Genomic DNA, 16,760 nt, shown 5'->3' with positions numbered 1-16,760 from the left:
ATCGTCTGGAGTTAGCAATGCCGTGTGAAGAACTGGATATCGTCTGGAATAATATTAAAGCCGAAGCCCGGGCGTTGGCCGACTGCGAGCCTATGCTGGCCAGTTTTTACCACGCAACGTTACTCAAGCATGAAAACCTGGGCAGCGCGCTCAGCTACATGCTTGCCAACAAGCTGGCTTCCTCGATCATGCCTGCTATCGCCATTCGTGAAGTGGTCGAAGAGGCTTACGCCGCAGACCCGGAAATGATCGCCTCTGCCGCCTGTGATATTCAGGCCGTGCGCACGCGTGACCCGGCAGTCGATAAATATTCTACGCCGCTGCTGTACCTGAAAGGCTTCCACGCCCTGCAGGCTTACCGCATCGGCCACTGGTTATGGAACGAAGGCCGCCGCGCGCTGGCTATTTTCCTGCAAAACCAGGTCTCCGTGACCTTCCAGGTCGATATTCACCCGGCCGCGAAAATTGGCCGCGGGATCATGCTCGACCACGCCACCGGGATTGTTGTCGGTGAAACGGCGGTCATTGAAGATGACGTCTCGATCCTGCAGTCGGTTACCCTGGGCGGTACCGGTAAAACCAGCGGCGATCGCCATCCGAAAATTCGTGAAGGGGTGATGATCGGCGCGGGTGCCAAAATCCTCGGCAACATCGAAGTCGGGCGTGGTGCGAAGATTGGCGCGGGTTCGGTTGTGCTCCAGCCTGTGCCGCCGCATACCACTGCCGCTGGCGTGCCGGCGCGCATCGTCGGTAAACCCGACAGCGATAAACCGTCCATGGATATGGATCAGCACTTCAACGGCATCCACCATACCTTTGAGTATGGTGACGGCATCTGAGATTTTGCCCGGTGGCGCTGCGCTTACCGGGCCTACCGTAATATGGCGCCCGCATACCCCAGCTGGCGCCAGGCTTCATACACCACCACCGACACCGCATTCGACAGGTTCATGCTGCGGCTGTCCGGCATCATCGGAATACGGATTTTCTGCTCAGCGGGCAGGGCATCCAGAATCGTGGCGGGCAGGCCGCGCGTTTCCGGACCAAACATCAGATAGTCACCTTCCTGATAGCTCACGGCGCTGTGCGCTGGCGTACCTTTGGTGGTCAGGGCGAACATGCGCTGCGGCTTTTCGGTTTCCAGAAACGCGGCGTAGTCGTGATGGCGAACCACGGCGGTAAATTCATGATAATCCAGCCCCGCGCGGCGCAGGCGCTTGTCGTCCCACGTAAAGCCCATCGGCTCAATGATATGCAGGCGAAAACCGGTGTTAGCGCACAGGCGGATGATATTGCCGGTATTCGGCGGAATTTCTGGTTCGAATAAAACGATGTTAAGCATGCTGCCCCCTTAATTGCGGGGGCAGAATAGCAGAAAAGAGAGGGACTACGCGACGCCGGGTTCCTGCGAGCGGCTGTACAGCATTTTGTAGACGGTTGCCGCAGCGGCCACCAGGGCGGGCACGCTGAGGATCATTAAAATACTGTCTGCCTGCCACTGCATTGAAAGAAGCTGAGCGCTGGTCATGGTTCCCGCCACGCCGCCAAAGCGGCCGATCCCCTGCATCCAGGCGATGCCCGTCGCACGGCACTCGGTAGGGTAAAAGGTGGCGGCCAGGGTTTGCATGCCCGATTGCGCGCCGTTCATCGCGATCCCCATCAGGAAGATCAGCCCGCCAAACAGGGCGATATGATTATGCTCCATGCCGAGCAGCAGGATCAGCCCCATCGTCAGGACAAACCCGCCCGCGACCACCTTGTGCGCTTCCCAGCGGTCCATCATCCAGCCTGCGAGCAGAATGCCTGCGGTACCGCCGAAGGTGAACAGCGAAGTCAGCCATGCGGATTCCGCCAGGGCATAGCCCATCCCCTGCATCAGCGTCGGCATCCAGCTCAGCAGAACGTAGTAAATCACCAGTCCCATGAAATAGGTCACCCACAGCATCAGGGTGCCGGGCAGCCAGGGCATGGAAAACAGCTGTGACACGCTCCCCTTTTTAGACGCGGTTTTCTCCTCCGCCAGGAAAAAGCCCGAGACGCTCTCCAGCGTGCTGCGGGAGAACCGGCTGGCGATACGGCGGATCTGCATAACGTCTTTCCCGCGCTGCACCAGAAACTTCACTGACTCCGGTAAAAGCAGCGCCAGCAGCAGGGTTAAAATCAGCGGAGCAATTGCGCCGGTCAACAGCACGCTTCGCCAGCCGTGGTGGGGGATAAGCCATGAAGAGATCGCGCCGCCGCCTGCCGCACCGAGGGGGAAGCCGCAGTACATGGTATTAATCGCCATGGCGCGGCAGCGCTGGGGGGCAAACTCGGAGATAAGCGTAATGGCGTTCGGCATGGCGGCACCCAGCCCCAGGCCTGTCAGAAAGCGCCACAGCGTCAGGGTATTCAGGCTTTGCGCCCAGGCCGTCCCCAGGCTTGCGAGGCCGAAGAACAGGCAGGAGAAGACCAGCACGCGCTTGCGTCCCACCCGGTCCGATACCGGACCTGCAATCAGCGCGCCCAGCGACAGCCCCAGCAGCGCCGCGCTCAGTACCGGGCCCAGATCCTGTTTATGGATCCCCCATTCTGCCGACAGCGTGGGCGCGATGTAGCCCATTGCCGCCGTATCGAAACCATCGATCGCCAGAACCAGAAAGCCCAGCACAATAAGAAGCCAGTGAAATCCTGAAAAGCGACTTTCATCGATCACCTGCTGAATATCCACCTTACCTGAATACGTCATACGCTCCCCTCTGATGTGATGTTGTTTTTGTGTTCTTGTATTTGCTTGTCTATACAATTGCGGACGGCAGGTGGATGTCAAATTTTCTTATCCAATATGTTACCTAGATGTTATTTTCGACGTAAAAAAAGCGCCCGAGGGGGAGTCGGGCGCGTAAAAAAGAGGTGTTAAGGGGGGAAGATTCAGGCTGCGTTACCCTGAGTAAGCGGAGCCAGCGCCGCCGGTAACTGTCGTAATTCCTGCACCAGAGAGTCTTTGCTGATTTCACCGATTGTTTTCGCGCCGGTCAGCGTCATCGCGACCTTCATCTCTTTCTCGATCAGGTTAAGCAGGTTCGCTACGCCGGCCTGGCCGCTGGTGGCCAGGGCATACAAATACGCACGCCCCAGCAGCACGGTGTCAGCACCGAGCGCAATCATGCGCACCACGTCCAGCCCGTTGCGGATGCCGCTGTCGGCCAGGATGGCGATATCGCCTTTCACCGCATCGGCTATCGCCGGCAGGGCTCGCGCGGAAGAGAGCACCCCGTCAAGCTGGCGTCCGCCGTGGTTAGAGACCACGATCCCGTCTGCCCCAAAGCGTACCGCGTCGCGGGCATCTTCCGGGTCGAGGATCCCTTTGATCACCATCGGGCCGTCCCAGAATTCGCGGATCCACTCCAGGTCTTTCCAGGAGATGGACGGATCGAAGTTGTTCGCCAGCCAGCCGATGTAATCTTCAAGCCCGGTCGGTTTACCGAGGTAGGCCGAGATATTCCCAAGATCGTGAGGACGACCGTTCAGGCCGACATCCCAGGCCCACTGCGGGTGGGTCACTGCCTGCCAGTAACGACGGATCGCAGCATTCGGGCCGCTCATGCCGGAGTGGGCATCGCGGTAGCGCGCGCCGGGGGTTGGCATATCGACGGTAAAGACCAGCGTGGAGCAGCCCGCCGCTTTGGCGCGCTCCAGCGCGTTACGCATAAACCCGCGATCGCGCAGGACGTACAGCTGGAACCACATTGGGCGCTTGATGGTCGGGGCGACCTCTTCGATCGGGCAGACGGAGACGGTAGAGAGGGTAAACGGAATGCCTTTGGCATCCGCCGCCGCGGCTGCCTGGACTTCGCCCCGGCGGGCATACATGCCGCACAGGCCGACGGGCGCAAGGGCCACGGGCATGGAGAGCGTCTCGTTAAACAGTTTTGTCGCAAGGCTCAGGTCAGACATATTCTTCAGCACACGCTGGCGCAGAGCCACCTCTGACAGGTCTTCCACATTGCGGCGCAGGGTGTATTCGGCATACGCCCCGCCGTCGATATAGTGGAACAGGAACGGCGGCAAAATGCGCTGCGCCGCGGCGCGATAGTCACTGGCTGCTGAAATGATCATGCTTTGTTCTCCCTGGAAATATCACTGTCGCCAGGCAGGCGGGTAATACGCGCCTGTCGGGCCTGGTCTTCATCGAATCGTTTAATCGTGGTGTGCACGAAGCCCAGGTGCGCCATCATCGCTTTGCGCGCGGCCTCGGCATCACCGGCCAGAATGGCGTTGAGCACCGCCTCGTGTTGTTCTGTGAGCTGGGCAAACACCGGCGGGACCAGATACATGCGCTGGCGGCTCTGCTTCACGGAGGATTGCAGCAGGTCGAAGAACCCGCGCATGGTCTGGAGCAGGACCACGTTGTGCGACGCCTCGGCAATCGCCAGGTGAAAGCGCACATCCGCTTGGGAGGCGATATCCGGGTCGCTGCTTTGCGTGGCCTCAAAGCAGGCTTTGAGCTTCTCTTTGTCGGCCTCGGTTGCCCGCATGGCCGCGTGCCAGGCGGTACTGGTTTCGATGGCGTGGCGCGCTTCAAGGATGTCGAAGCTGTAGTCCGGGTCGTTCTCCATCAGCGTTTTCAGCGGCTGAACGATGTTTTGCTCGGACCAGTCGTCATGCTGCCAGCGTACAAAGGTGCCGCCGCCGCGACGGCTCACCAGTACCCCTTCGCTGACCAGCGTGGCCAGGGCTTCACGAAGCGAGTTGCGTGATACGCCAAGCTGGGCGGCGAGCTGGCGTTCGGCGGGCAACTTCATGCCCGCTTCCAGCTGTTGTTCTTCAATCAGCGCCCGCACGCGAGAGGCAATCTCGTCGGACAGGCGTCTGGGCATCACTATCATGGGATCATCCAGGTTAAGACATAGGCCTGCAGGGTGGTGATCGCCCCGACCATGCAGGTAAATATCAGGCTGTGTTTCACGGTAAAGCGGAACAGATCCGACTCTTTACCGACCAGTCCCACCGCCGCACAGGCAATGGCGATAGACTGCGGGGAGATCATTTTCCCGGTCACGCCGCCGGTGGTATTCGCGGCCACCAGCAGGACGTCCGACACGCCAATTTGCTGGGCTGCCGTTGCCTGCAGCGCGGCAAACAGGGCATTGGACGAGGTATCTGACCCGGTCAGGAACACCCCCAGCCAGCCGAGGAACGGCGAGAAGAAGGTGAAGGCGTGGCTGGTATGGGCCAGCGCCAGTGCCAGCGTCGATGACAGGCCGGAGTAGTTCGAGATAAACGCGAACGCCAGCACCATGCCGATGGAGTAAATCGGCAGCAGCAGCTCTTTAATGGTCGCCGCAAAGGTCTGCACCGCAGCCGCAGGCTTCATGCGCAGCCACACCACGGAAAGGAGTGCGGCGAACAGGATGGCGGTACCGGTGGCAGAGAACCAGTCGAATTTATAGACCGCGGCATACGGCGTGGCGGCGTGCACCACCGGCGGCATACGGGCGACCATCTTGTCGAGGAACGGCACAGAGATATTAATCACCATGTCGTACAGCGCGCCGCCCGGGGCGAACAGGGCTTTAAACGGCGGGATGCTCCACAGCGTCACGGTGGCGGTCAGGAACAGGAATGGCGACCAGGCGCGGATGACCTGGCCTGCGGTATAGCCTGTACGCGCCAGAGTTTGATCGACCTGTGAGGCGCCCATATCGGCGAAGCGGAAAATACGTACCGGCTGCCAGCGCTTCAGGAACAGGGTTAGACAGACCAGAGAGACCAGCGAAGAGATAATGTCCGGCAGCTCCGGGCCAAGGAAGTTCGAGCTGAGGTACTGGGCGATAGCGAACGAACCGCCCGCCACCATCACCGCAGGCCAGGTCTCCTTCACGCCGCGCCAGCCGTCCATAATCGCCATGATCCAGAACAGGACGATAATGGTCAGGAACGGCAGCTGGCGGCCAACCATCTGACCAATTTCAAAGCTGTCCAGGCCGGTCACCTGGCCCGCGACCAGAATCGGAATACCCATCGCGCCAAACGCCACCGGCGCGGTGTTCACAATCAGGCACAGGCCCGCGGCATACAGCGGGTTAAAGCCCAGGCCAACCAGCAGCGCGGCGGTGATCGCCACCGGTGCGCCAAAACCTGCCGCCCCTTCCAGGAACGCGCCGAAGGAGAAGCCAACAATCAGCATCTGCAGGCGCTGGTCCGGCGTGATGGAGAGGATTGACGAGCGAATGATGTCGAATTGCCCGGTTTTCACCGAGATTTTATAGACAAACACCGCGGCGATGATGATCCACGCAATCGGCCACAGGCCGTAGAAGAAACCATAAACGACAGAGGCCAGCGCGCGATCGACCGGCATTTTGTAGAAGAACAGCGCCACCATCAGGGCGATGGCAACGGTATATGTCGCGGCGAGGTAGCCCTTCAGCTTGAGCTTAATCAGCGCAAAGAAGAAGAACAGGATCGGAAGCGATGCGATCAGGCTCGACAGCCAGATATTGCCGGCCGGGTCGTAGTTTTGTTGCCAGAGGCTCATGCAGGTCTCCTGGGGACCAGACAGCCTGCGCTGCGGGCGAGTCTCCGCTCATCTCTGCGTCACAGTCTGTGTAAAAGTGGTCCTGCCAATGTTGTGTTGTAGGGGTAATGACAACAAATGGTTAATCAGGTGTTGCATTAAGGCAACGCTTTTGTGAAGTAAAGCTTCTGAAGTGTGAACGCTGGACGAGTTTTAATGCTAATTGGTAGGACCAAATCGTGAAGGGTGCTCAATGAGGATCTCTGTCGGCAGTGGGCATCATTCGGGCAAAAATGAAGCGTGCTGTAATGAATGGAGGGAGTAGAAAATATAATTCAGGAAAAGATTTTTTGCTTTAAGTTAATTGGAGGTTTGATTTATGTTTGTTTTTTGTTTTTGCTAAGTATCTTATATGTGAGAAACTCAAATTATTTTCCTAAAAATAATTTTTTTTTGGTTAAAAGTGCGAATTCTAAGATGTAGCAAAAAATTTTAATTAAGGTAAATTTCACATATAGCTTTTAACAGCGTATTACAAACGATCAATTGCTGATCAGTGAGTAATTATTCTGAATTTTGTTATCTTTTTAGAATAAACCAAAGGTTCATGCATTAAGTTTGATCGTTTATTCTGGGGATGAGTTTAAAAAAATTGATCAATGTTTGATCAATTCTTTCTTATTGTAATTTCGTAAAGAAATTAGGAGGAAGTTAATTATTTTCTGAGCTACGTAAAAAGCGTTAAATTTGTTATTTATCTGTTAATGTTGTGACTTTGTCAGGCTTGCCTGTTCACCTTCAGAGCGTAGACGTTAAAAGGTAATTGTTTTACTATTTATCCAGATGGAATGTTGTTGAATTATTTAATTATGATGTGTGGATTATTCTTTTTTCCTAAAGATGTGCCCCTTTTAATGGGTGCTCATATCTTGCTGTGCGGATGAATAAAATATACGGATTGTCACGCTGGGATGGACCCCATTTAATACAATGAGGTCGCGTCACCAATTCTATTAATCCCCCTTCGGGTGGTGTCCTGCGAACTTCATAGTAATTTTCATATCTGGTGTAATATGCCTGTATCTGTTTAATTTACAGAGGAAAAGTCATTTCAAATGAAACTTAAAAAAGCGGCGTTGGCCCTTGCAGCGACGGGCCTGCTTTTATCTGCCCAGCCGGTTCTGGCAAACGGTGATTCAGGAGTTGATACCTCGCTGAATACCGATGCTGGTTCGCAAAGTACCGGTGGCGTAATCAATTTCACCGGAAAGATTACCCTTATTTCTTGTGATATTACTCCGGCATCCAAAAGCAAAACGGTAGACCTCGGTGCATGGGCGGCAAACTACTTCGACGAGCATAGCGAAACGACGCCGCGTGAATTCAAAATCAACGTAGAAAATTGTCCGCCTGCGGTTCAATCCGTTGCGGTACTGTTTGACGGTACAAAAGATACGTCTAACGATACCCTGCTGCAGGTCACTCCCGGTGACGGCATGGCGACGGGGGTTGGCGTTAAGCTGTACAACAGCAATCGCAGCACGTCTATTAAGCCGGGTACGGTATCAGAAACAACTAAACCAGATGATGAAGGCAATGCAGAATTAACCTTCTATGCCTCCCTGACTAAAGATGGAACTGACATTGCGGCCGGTGATGTTAATGCCGTTTCCAACTTCCTGATGGTTTATAACTGATATTATTTTTAGCCACCTCCAGAGATAATAGTGATGAAGCGTTTGTCGTATATTATGCTCACTGCATTAATGTTTAGCTCTGCGTCAGCTTCTGCAGGCGTGGTCATGGGCGGTACACGGATCGTATACCCACAAAATAGTAAGGAGGTGGCATTTTCTGTTGCAAATAAGGAAAGTGCGACCCCTTATCTTATTCAATCGTGGGTTGAAGGTGATATACAAGCCAAGAATCACGCGACGCCTTTTATCGTTACGCCACCGCTGTTCAGGATCGATCCTGACCAAACTAATACGCTGCGTATTCAATATACCGGTGCGCCGCTGCCCACCGATCGTGAGTCTGTATTTTGGTTGAATATAAAAGCTATTTCGCCAAAGCCAAAAGAGAGCAGCAACGAATTACAAATTAACGTCAAATCGAAGTTTAAAATTTTTTATCGCCCTTCCAACCTGAAGGGTGATGCAGCAACCGCCTGGCAGAAAGTCACGTTTTCACGCACGGACAAAGGGCTCAAGGCCGTTAATCCGACACCGTACTATGTTTCGTTTTTCCAACTGAGCGTGGCAGGGCATAAGATTGATCAGCCGGGCATGATCGGCCCGGGGGAAACCCGTGAATGGCCGGTGGCCGCCTCCGGCAGCGTCAACTGGTCGGCGATTAATGATTTTGGCGCCATCACCTCCACCCAGTCACAACCGCTTTAATCTCATGGCTTTTCGCCTGCTTCGCTATGCGCCAATCCCTGTACTCCTGCTCGGGTTCAGCCGTACGGGGTTGGCTGAAGATTATTTTGATCCCGCCGCGCTGGAACTGTCCTCTTCCGAGCAGAAAACGGCTGATTTGCACTATTTCTCCGAAAAAGGCGGCCAAATGCCGGGCACATGGACTGTAACGCTGGAGATTAACGGGCGTGAAGAACGGTCACAGGAGATCGCCTTCGTGAGTGAAGAGGGCAGACTGCAGCCCGTTTTTACCGTGGCGCTGCTGGACGATCTCGGGGTGAACGTGGGCGCAATACCGGCATTCTCACGGCTTCAGGAGGGGGAGACGTTCACACGCCTCGGCGATTTTATACCCGCAGCGCGTGCTTCCTATGATTTTAACCAGCAACGCCTTTTTCTCAGCCTGCCGCAGGCGGCGATGAAAAACCGTAGCCGCGGCTACGTCTCCCCTTCGCAGTGGGATGACGGTATTCCAGCGGCATTTGTTGATTACAGCCTGTCCGGAGCAATGGCTCATCGCCAAAGTGGGGATACAACTTCCAGCTATCTCAGCCTGCGCAACGGCGTGAATCTGGGACCGTGGCGGGTACGCAATACTTCCGCCTGGAGCCACAGCGACGAAGGCAGCGATCGTTTTCAGTCACAAAGTACCTGGTTGATGCGGGATATCCGGAGCCTGAGCAGCCAATTGCGTGTGGGCGATGCCTGGACCGCAGGGGATGTGTTCGACAGCGTGGCGTTTCGTGGCGTTCAGCTCGCCTCCAGCGAAAGCATGTTACCCGACAGCCAGCGCGGCTTCGCGCCAACAATTCGCGGCGTCGCGCACAGCTTTGCCAAAGTCTCTGTGGCGCAGAATGGCTATGTGATTTATGAAACCTGGGTTTCTGCAGGGCCGTTTGTCATTAACGATCTTTTTCCCGGTGCGCAGAGCGGTGATTTGCAGATTACGGTGACGGAAAGCGACGGCACGAAGCGCATCTTTACCCAACCTTATTCTGCGGTACCGTTTATGCGACGCCAGGGCAGTCTCAAATACAGCCTCAACGCCGGGCGTTTTCATTCTGGCTCTGACGAGGCGCAGGCACCGGGTTTTGTTGAAGGTGCTTTCTTTTACGGTCTCCCCTCCCAGATGACGGTGTATGGGGGTGTTCGCGCAGCGGATAATTATCAGGCCGCTGCGCTTGGCATCGGCCGGGGCTTTGGTGCGTTTGGCTCGCTTGGCATTGACGATACCCTGGCAAAAAGTCGTTTGCCCAATGGCGAACGCGCGATGGGGCAGGCGTGGCGCATTCAGTATCAAAAGAATTTCAGCACCACCGGCAGCGCGTTCAACCTGGCAAGCTATCGCTATGCCTCACGCAACTACTACGAATTTGGCGAACTGAACCAGTCCGACAGCCATCAGCTGCAGCTCAATAATCGCCGTAGCCGTTCGCAGATTACCTTCACCCAGACGTTGGGCCAGCTAGGCAGCCTTAATATTTCTGCATGGATGCAGGATTACTGGCACACCTCCGGCCAGGATAAAACCATCCATATTGGCTGGTACTCCAGCTGGCGGGGAATTTCCTGGGGAGCGGGCTACTATTACACCGATTCCGCCCTTGAGCAGCGCCCCGAGCGCACCGTGTCGTTTAACGTCAATATCCCGTTTGGCCGCTGGCTGCCGAACAGTTCGGTCACCTACTTTACCAACCACAATAACCGCGGGATGTCGACGCAGCAGCTGTCGCTCAACGGAAGCGCACTGGCAAACCGAAACCTCAACTATAGCGTCCAGCAGAGTATTGCCAGCGGCGGGCAGACCGACAGCACCAGCATGGCGATGCAATACAACGGCGGCTACGGCAACGTCAGCCTCGGCTATGACCACAGCCGTAGCAATAGCAACGCAACTCTTGGGTTAGCCGGGGGCGTACTCGCCACGCGGTATGGCATCACCCTCAGCCAGCCTCTCGGTGATACCGTCGCGCTGATAAGGGTGCCTGGTGCTGCGAACGTTGAGCCGGAAGGATACAGCGGCATTCACACCGATAGCCGAGGCTATGCGGTTATGCCGACGCTTTCGGCCTATCGCAAAAACACCGTCAATCTCAACACGGCAACGCTTGGGGAAAACGTGGACGTCGAGCAGAGCGGGCTAACGCTCATCCCCACCAGCGGCGCGGTGGTGCTGGGAAATTACAAAACCCATATCGGCTACCGCGTGCTGTTTTCCCTGCGCTATCGCGGCGGACCGCTGCCGTTTGGCGCTCAGGCCGAGGTGGTGGAGCAGAATCGCCGCTCTGCAAACCGCAGCATGGTCGCTGACGGCGGTCAGGCATATCTGAGTGGGGTGCCGGAGCGCGGCACGCTGCGCGTGAGCTGGTATGAAGACGGGGAGCAGCATCAATGCCAGACGCCTTTCAAACTGGGAGCTGCGCACATGGCCCCCGGCATCGCCACGCTCTCTCTTGAGTGTCATTAGAGGAATATCATGCGTCATATGATGAAATGGTTTATCTATCTCGGCCTGCTTTCGCTGTTTGGCATGCTGAGTTTTCACGCTCATGCAGACACGTCATCCTGCCGCACCACGCGCGATCAGTGGGTTGTTCAGGTACCTTATGCCATTGGATTTGCCCCCGGCACGGCGGACTGGACGCCTGTCTCCGCGCCAATACAGTCCACCGGGGAAGATTTTTACAGCTGCGATGGCGGGAGTGATGCATGGCGCAGCATTGGATTTGTCGAAATGGATAACGCCGTCGGTACTGTGGTTGGTGAAGACGGTGCGCCACGCCACGTCTATAAAACCCAGATCGACGGCATCGGCTACGCGCTGGGATTTCGCGAGCAACAATATTGTGGCGCGGACGCGGTGCGCTATATTGACGGCACCAGTCCGGTGAGCGGCAATGAGTCGCGGCGCATTTGCGATGCGTCACAAAACCCCGCTTTTGCCAGCGCCTCATCGTACAAACTGCAGTTCTACATTGTGTTTTACAAAATTCCGACGACCGGCGCCATGCCCGACGACAATGCTAATTCACAGGAACAACCGGTCGGATCGCTGGTGCTGCAGGCGGGAGACAGCGAGGCCAGCGCGGCCAACGTGGCCACGCCGGTGCAGATCCATCTTGCCAGTTTCACGGTCAGGCGCACCAGCTGCACGGTTGGCACGCGCAGCATTCTTGTTCCTATGGGTACCGTAAGCCAAAATGAGTTTCACGGCATCGGCTCACGAGCGGGGGGCGGACACTTCAGCATCCCGGTCACCTGCGAAAATAATACGGCGGTTAAGATAGGCTTCTTCGGTGATACCGCACCCGCCAATACGCAAGCGCTGGCACTCACCAAACAGCAGGATGGCGCCAGCGGCGTCGGGATTGAGCTGGTTTATGGCGATAATACCGGTTCGGTTCAGGGGCAAACGGTTCAGTGGAATACGCCGCAGGTGCCGGTAATGGGGCAGGTGGGCGACAATCAGACGCAGATATTCTGGTTTGATGCGCACTATATCCAGACGGAAGATAAGATCACGGCGGGAAAAGCGGACGCGATGGCGACCTTTAACCTGATTTACAACTGAGTTCCCCCTGCCATGAAGGCAGGGGAAAGCCATCAGAACGCGGTCTTACAAAAGCCCGTCATCTCTTTCAGGCCCATTTCGCGGCCAAGTTCGGTCATCGGGTGCACCACCACCAGACCACGGACGCTTTTCTTCAGCTTGCCCATATCGGCCTGTTCTTTTTTGGTGATCGCACGGCGGTGCGGCATGTCCATCAGCTTCTGCGCTTCTTTGCTCAGCTTCTGACCTTTGACTTCGCGCAGGCGCTCGATCTCTGTCTCCAGCGTGGCGGCCTCTTTTTCCAGCTCGGCGTACTTTTCGGCGGACTCGACCAGTGACAGACCCGCCATCTGGTGGCGGATCAGATCCAGGCGGTCGCTCAGGCGTTTAATTTCGTTCTTTTCGACTTCTTTCATGACAAATAACTCTGAAAACGGGGAATTTACAGGGAAGGATACACCAATGTGAGCAGGCTTACTTCTGAAACGCTTTTTTTAAGCTGATTCGTGAAATCAGCTCAGTCAGGGAGAGAACCATAGTGGAACGGACAACCTGTTGATAACGCAGCTTCTGCATCGCATAGAGCTCTGGATCGCTGTTATCAAAATGGGGAGCAGGGGGCAGCGCGGTAACGCAGTGCAGCTCGCCGAAGGGCCCCAGTATCTCATCGTCGGTAAAGGTGTACTCGTTACCGTCATGATTGAGCTCTTCACGCAGCGCCATTAACAGCTCCGCATCTTCATACTCTTGCCGGTTCAGCACGCCAAGACCATAAATCAGCTTCAGACGCACGGAAAGATCGCCCAGCGGTCCGTCTCCGTCCAGTAACGGTTCTACAGCATATTTTACCGCGTAGTCGTCTTTGCGAAACACCTGAAGCACCAGGATATTCACCGCCTCGGTTAACAGCTCGACGGCGGCAATCAGGAAACTTCGTACGGTTTTGCCAGCATTCAGACGCTCAAGCACACGATTTTCAAAGGCCTGGGTTTGTTCCATTATTGCCTGCATATCTGACAATCTGTTATCTGGGCGCAGGCTAACCTGCGCCGCATTCTGCATCATTTGGTTGCGTTGTATGCGTTAACCGCCTCCACAACCACGTCGCTGTTGGCGTCCAGACCTGAAATCTGCGCCAGCGCAGCCTGCGCGCCTTTATCATTAATCAGCTGAGCCAGTTCAATCGCCTGCGGGTCCTGCTCGCTGCGGTAGTGCATCGCGGCGGCAATCCCTTTCACCAGGTTGGCGTGCGGCAGACCGTATTCCAGCGTGCCGAGCAGCGGCTTAATCAGGCGGTCGCCGGCGCTCAGTTTACGCAGCGGCTGGCGGCCTACGCGCTCAACGTCATCTTTCAGATACGGGTTTTCAAAGCGACCGAGGATTTTCTGGATGTATGCTGCGTGTTTCTCAGCATCAAAACCGTAGCGTTTGATCAGCACCGCGCCGCTCTCTTCCATTGCCCCTTTTACCACCGCGCGGATCTTCTCATCGAGGATCGCGTCACGAATGGTCTGATGACCGGCCAATTTTCCGAGGTACGCGGTTATAGCATGCCCGGTGTTCAGCGTGAAGAGTTTGCGTTCGACAAATGCCATCAGGTTATCGGTTAATTCCATACCCGGAATGGTCGGCAGCGCGCCCTTAAACTGGGTTTTATCAACGATCCACTCGCTGAAGGTTTCGACGGTGACTTCCAGCGGGTCGTTGGTGGCGGATTCTGACGGCGGAACGATGCGGTCAACGGCGGAATCCACAAAACCCACGTGCGCTTCAACCCAGGCTTTATCTTCGTCTGCAACGGCGTTGAGCACGTGGCCTTTCAGCTGCGTGGTGCCGCGCACCATGTTTTCGCAGGCAATGATGTTCAGCGGGGTGTCGATGCCCTGCGCTTTGCGTTTTGCCAGGCCTTTCGCGACCGCAGGGGCGATGCGTTCCAGCACGACCGGGCCCACGGCGGTGGTCACCAGATCGACGCTGGCGATCAGGTCAATAACGTCTTCGCCAATGCTGCTTACCGCGTTGACGCCAGACACCGTCTCAACCTGCTCGTTTTCGCCCACCACGTGTACCTGATAGCTATGACGGGCATTCAGGGCATCCAGGACGACCTGATTCACATCGGCGAATGTCAGCGTAATGCCCGCGTCTGCCAGCAGTTTACCGATAAAACCACGACCGATATTACCTGCGCCAAAATGTAATGCTTTCATAGTGTTAACCTTCATCAATGTTTTTACCCGAGAGGGCTGGGGTGAGGAACGTTTCCCCTCACCCTAGCCCTCTCCCCGGAGGGGAGAGGGAAGAGAACTTATTTGTTCAGCAGAGCCAGCACTTCTTCCACGCTGGTGGTATTGGCCAGACGCTCAATGACAGACTCATCATCCAGCGCGTTGGTCAGGCTGGTAATCACCTGAATGTGCTCGTTGTTACGAGCGGCGATACCAATCACCAGACGGGCGATGTCGTCTTCTTCTTCACCGAAGCGTACGCCCTGCGGGTACTGACAGAATACGACGCCGGTCTTCAGGACGCGATCTTTCGCTTCAACCGTACCGTGCGGCACCGCGATGGATTCGCCCAGGTAGGTTGGCGTCAGCTTTTCGCGTTCCAGCATCGCGTCGACGTATTCAGGCTGAACGTAGCCGCCTTTTACCAGCTGCTCACCGGCAAAGCGAATCGCTTCTTCTTTGGTCGCCGCAGTGCGGCCGAGGAAGATGTTCTCCGCACCCAGTTTGAACAGGTGGGCGTTGCTCTCGTCAAAGCTGTCCTGCAGGCTGGAGCGCACTTTCACTTCGTTGTCTTCATGACGCTGCGCCGCAACCAGTCGTTCGGTCAGGCTGGTGTACAGGCCGCTGTCGAGGAAGTTGGTCAGCGAGATGTGCTGTGCCTGCGGTACCTGGCGCATGGCGCGTTCGGTCAGGTCGCGGTGCGTGATGACAAGGTCAACATCCGGCGGCAGGCTGTTAATGGCGCTGTTGGTCACGGAAATGTTAGTCAGGCCCGCATCCTGCACTTTCTTACGCAGCACGCCTGCACCCATTGCGCTGGAACCCATACCGGCATCACAGGCAACGATGATTTTACGCACGTGGCTCAGGTCGTTAGACACGTCGCCCGCCGTCAGTGGGGTAGCGCCTTTGGACTCAGCTTTCATGTCGTGCATACGACGGGTCGCCGCTTCAATATCATCGTCTTCTTTCACTTTGCTGGTTTTCAGCAGGATGGAAGAGACCACGAAGGAGACGGCCATGGCCGCACAGATGGCCGCAATGTTCGCGAAGTAAGCCCCTTTTGGCGTCATCGCCAGCACCGCCAGGATAGAACCCGGAGAAGCAGGAGAAACCAGACCGCCGCCCAGCACGCTCAGGGTGAACACGCCGGTCATACCGCCGAGGATAACGGCCAGGATCAGACGCGGGTTCATCAGCACGTACGGGAAGTAAATTTCGTGGATACCGCCCAGGAAGTGGATGATAGCCGCGCCGCCAGCAGACTGCTTCGCGCTGCCGCGGCCAAAGAACATGTACGCCAGCAGAACGCCCATACCCGGACCCGGGTTCGCTTCAATCAGGAAGAAGATGGACTTGCCGAGATCGTGAGACTGCTGAATACCCAGCGGCGAGAAGATGCCGTGGTTAATGGCGTTGTTCAGGAACAGGATTTTCGCCGGTTCAACGAAGATAGACGCCAGCGGCAGCATGTCGTGCGCCACCATAAAGTTAACGCCTGCCGCCAGAATTTTGGACAGCACTTCAACCGCAGGGCCAATACCGAGGAACGCCAGAATCGCGAGGATCATCCCGATGATGCCCGCAGAGAAGTTGTTCACCAGCATTTCGAAGCCGGATTTGATCTTACCGTCAACCCAGACGTCGAATTTCTTGATCGCCCAGCCGCCCAAAGGACCGGCAATCATCGCACCGAGGAACATCGGCATATCCGCACCGACGATAACCCCCATCGTGGTGATGGCACCCACAACGCCACCACGGTCACCGCCCACCAGACGACCACCGGTAAAACCGATGAGCAGCGGCAGGAGATAGGTAATCATTGGGCCAACGAGTTTCGCCAGCGTTTCGTTAGGCAACCACCCTGTCGGAATGAACAATGCGGTGATGATACCCCACGCGATAAACGCGCCGATATTTGGCATCACCATGTTGCTGAGGAAACGACCAAAGCTTTGAACTTTGATCTTGAAATCGGATGACATAAAACACCCCTTCTTCTGTTTTGCTTAGGCTTGCGGCCCGAGGTTTATCGTTAATGTGCGGCGGCAGAGGTAGCC

At 56.1% G+C, this 16,760-nt stretch carries 14 protein-coding genes; 5 read left to right on the top strand and 9 right to left on the bottom strand.

What is annotated here, in order from left to right; all coding sequences use genetic code 11:
* Positions 1 to 17: 17 nt before the first annotated feature.
* Positions 18 to 839: a serine O-acetyltransferase gene (cysE, locus tag AC3WOK_RS18430; RefSeq protein ID WP_008502718.1), complete on the top strand. Its 822-nt coding sequence runs from the start codon at positions 18 to 20 to the stop codon at positions 837 to 839.
* Positions 840 to 871: 32 nt separating this feature from the next.
* On the opposite strand, the gene trmL is transcribed toward cysE, so the two are convergent.
* From trmL to lldP, 5 genes are all read right to left on the bottom strand, one after another.
* The gene (gene trmL / locus AC3WOK_RS18425) at positions 872 to 1,342 is read right to left on the bottom strand and encodes a tRNA (uridine(34)/cytosine(34)/5-carboxymethylaminomethyluridine(34)-2'-O)-methyltransferase TrmL (protein ID WP_059312380.1); all 471 of its coding nucleotides are present in this window, start codon (positions 1,340 to 1,342) and stop codon (positions 872 to 874) included.
* 45 nt (positions 1,343 to 1,387) lie between these two features.
* Positions 1,388 to 2,728 (bottom strand): MFS transporter, encoded by a 1,341-nt coding sequence (locus tag AC3WOK_RS18420; protein WP_047347585.1) that lies wholly within the window; start codon positions 2,726 to 2,728, stop codon positions 1,388 to 1,390.
* 182 nt (positions 2,729 to 2,910) lie between these two features.
* Entirely contained in the window at positions 2,911 to 4,098 is a 1,188-nt protein-coding gene (gene lldD / locus AC3WOK_RS18415) for an FMN-dependent L-lactate dehydrogenase LldD (protein WP_492354931.1), read from the bottom strand.
* A complete protein-coding gene (gene lldR / locus AC3WOK_RS18410) occupies positions 4,095 to 4,868 on the bottom strand; it encodes a transcriptional regulator LldR (protein WP_014882013.1) in 774 nt (257 codons plus the stop codon). Before lldR ends, lldD begins: the two co-directional genes overlap by 4 nt.
* Positions 4,865 to 6,520, bottom strand: a complete 1,656-nt coding sequence (gene lldP / locus AC3WOK_RS18405) for an L-lactate permease (RefSeq protein ID WP_492354930.1) — start codon at positions 6,518 to 6,520, stop codon at positions 4,865 to 4,867. The genes lldR and lldP overlap by 4 nt, the downstream gene beginning before the upstream one ends.
* 1,094 nt (positions 6,521 to 7,614) lie before the next feature.
* Here lldP and AC3WOK_RS18400 point away from each other — a divergent pair.
* From AC3WOK_RS18400 to AC3WOK_RS18385, 4 genes are read left to right on the top strand one after another with little or no spacing between them, the layout of a single operon-like run.
* Entirely contained in the window at positions 7,615 to 8,196 is a 582-nt protein-coding gene (locus tag AC3WOK_RS18400; RefSeq protein ID WP_063957914.1) for a fimbrial protein, read from the top strand.
* Positions 8,197 to 8,226: 30 nt separating this feature from the next.
* Positions 8,227 to 8,901 (top strand): fimbrial biogenesis chaperone, encoded by a 675-nt coding sequence (locus AC3WOK_RS18395; RefSeq protein ID WP_492354929.1) that lies wholly within the window; start codon positions 8,227 to 8,229, stop codon positions 8,899 to 8,901.
* A gap of 4 nt (positions 8,902 to 8,905) precedes the next feature.
* Entirely contained in the window at positions 8,906 to 11,386 is a 2,481-nt protein-coding gene (locus AC3WOK_RS18390) for a fimbria/pilus outer membrane usher protein (protein ID WP_492354928.1), read from the top strand.
* A gap of 9 nt (positions 11,387 to 11,395) precedes the next feature.
* On the top strand, positions 11,396 to 12,490 hold the full coding sequence (locus tag AC3WOK_RS18385) for a fimbrial protein (RefSeq protein ID WP_063429433.1): 1,095 nt from the start codon (positions 11,396 to 11,398) through the stop codon (positions 12,488 to 12,490).
* A 32-nt stretch (positions 12,491 to 12,522) separates the two neighbouring features.
* On the opposite strand, the gene AC3WOK_RS18380 is transcribed toward AC3WOK_RS18385, so the two are convergent.
* From AC3WOK_RS18380 to AC3WOK_RS18365, 4 genes are all read right to left on the bottom strand, one after another.
* Complete coding sequence (locus AC3WOK_RS18380; protein ID WP_029742228.1) at positions 12,523 to 12,885, bottom strand: YibL family ribosome-associated protein; 363 nt, start codon at positions 12,883 to 12,885, stop codon at positions 12,523 to 12,525.
* Between the two features lie 58 nt (positions 12,886 to 12,943).
* Complete coding sequence (gene mtlR / locus AC3WOK_RS18375; protein WP_047347596.1) at positions 12,944 to 13,534, bottom strand: mannitol operon repressor MtlR; 591 nt, start codon at positions 13,532 to 13,534, stop codon at positions 12,944 to 12,946.
* Complete coding sequence (gene mtlD / locus AC3WOK_RS18370; protein WP_492354927.1) at positions 13,531 to 14,679, bottom strand: mannitol-1-phosphate 5-dehydrogenase; 1,149 nt, start codon at positions 14,677 to 14,679, stop codon at positions 13,531 to 13,533. Before mtlD ends, mtlR begins: the two co-directional genes overlap by 4 nt.
* Before the next feature lie 98 nt (positions 14,680 to 14,777).
* Entirely contained in the window at positions 14,778 to 16,685 is a 1,908-nt protein-coding gene (locus AC3WOK_RS18365) for a PTS mannitol transporter subunit IICBA (RefSeq protein WP_059311831.1), read from the bottom strand.
* Positions 16,686 to 16,760 lie beyond the last annotated feature (75 nt).

The organism is Enterobacter sp. FW301-JW81 (assembly GCF_058788735.1).
Note: the sequence above shows the minus strand (reverse complement) of the source record. Positions and strands in the feature narration are given on the sequence as shown.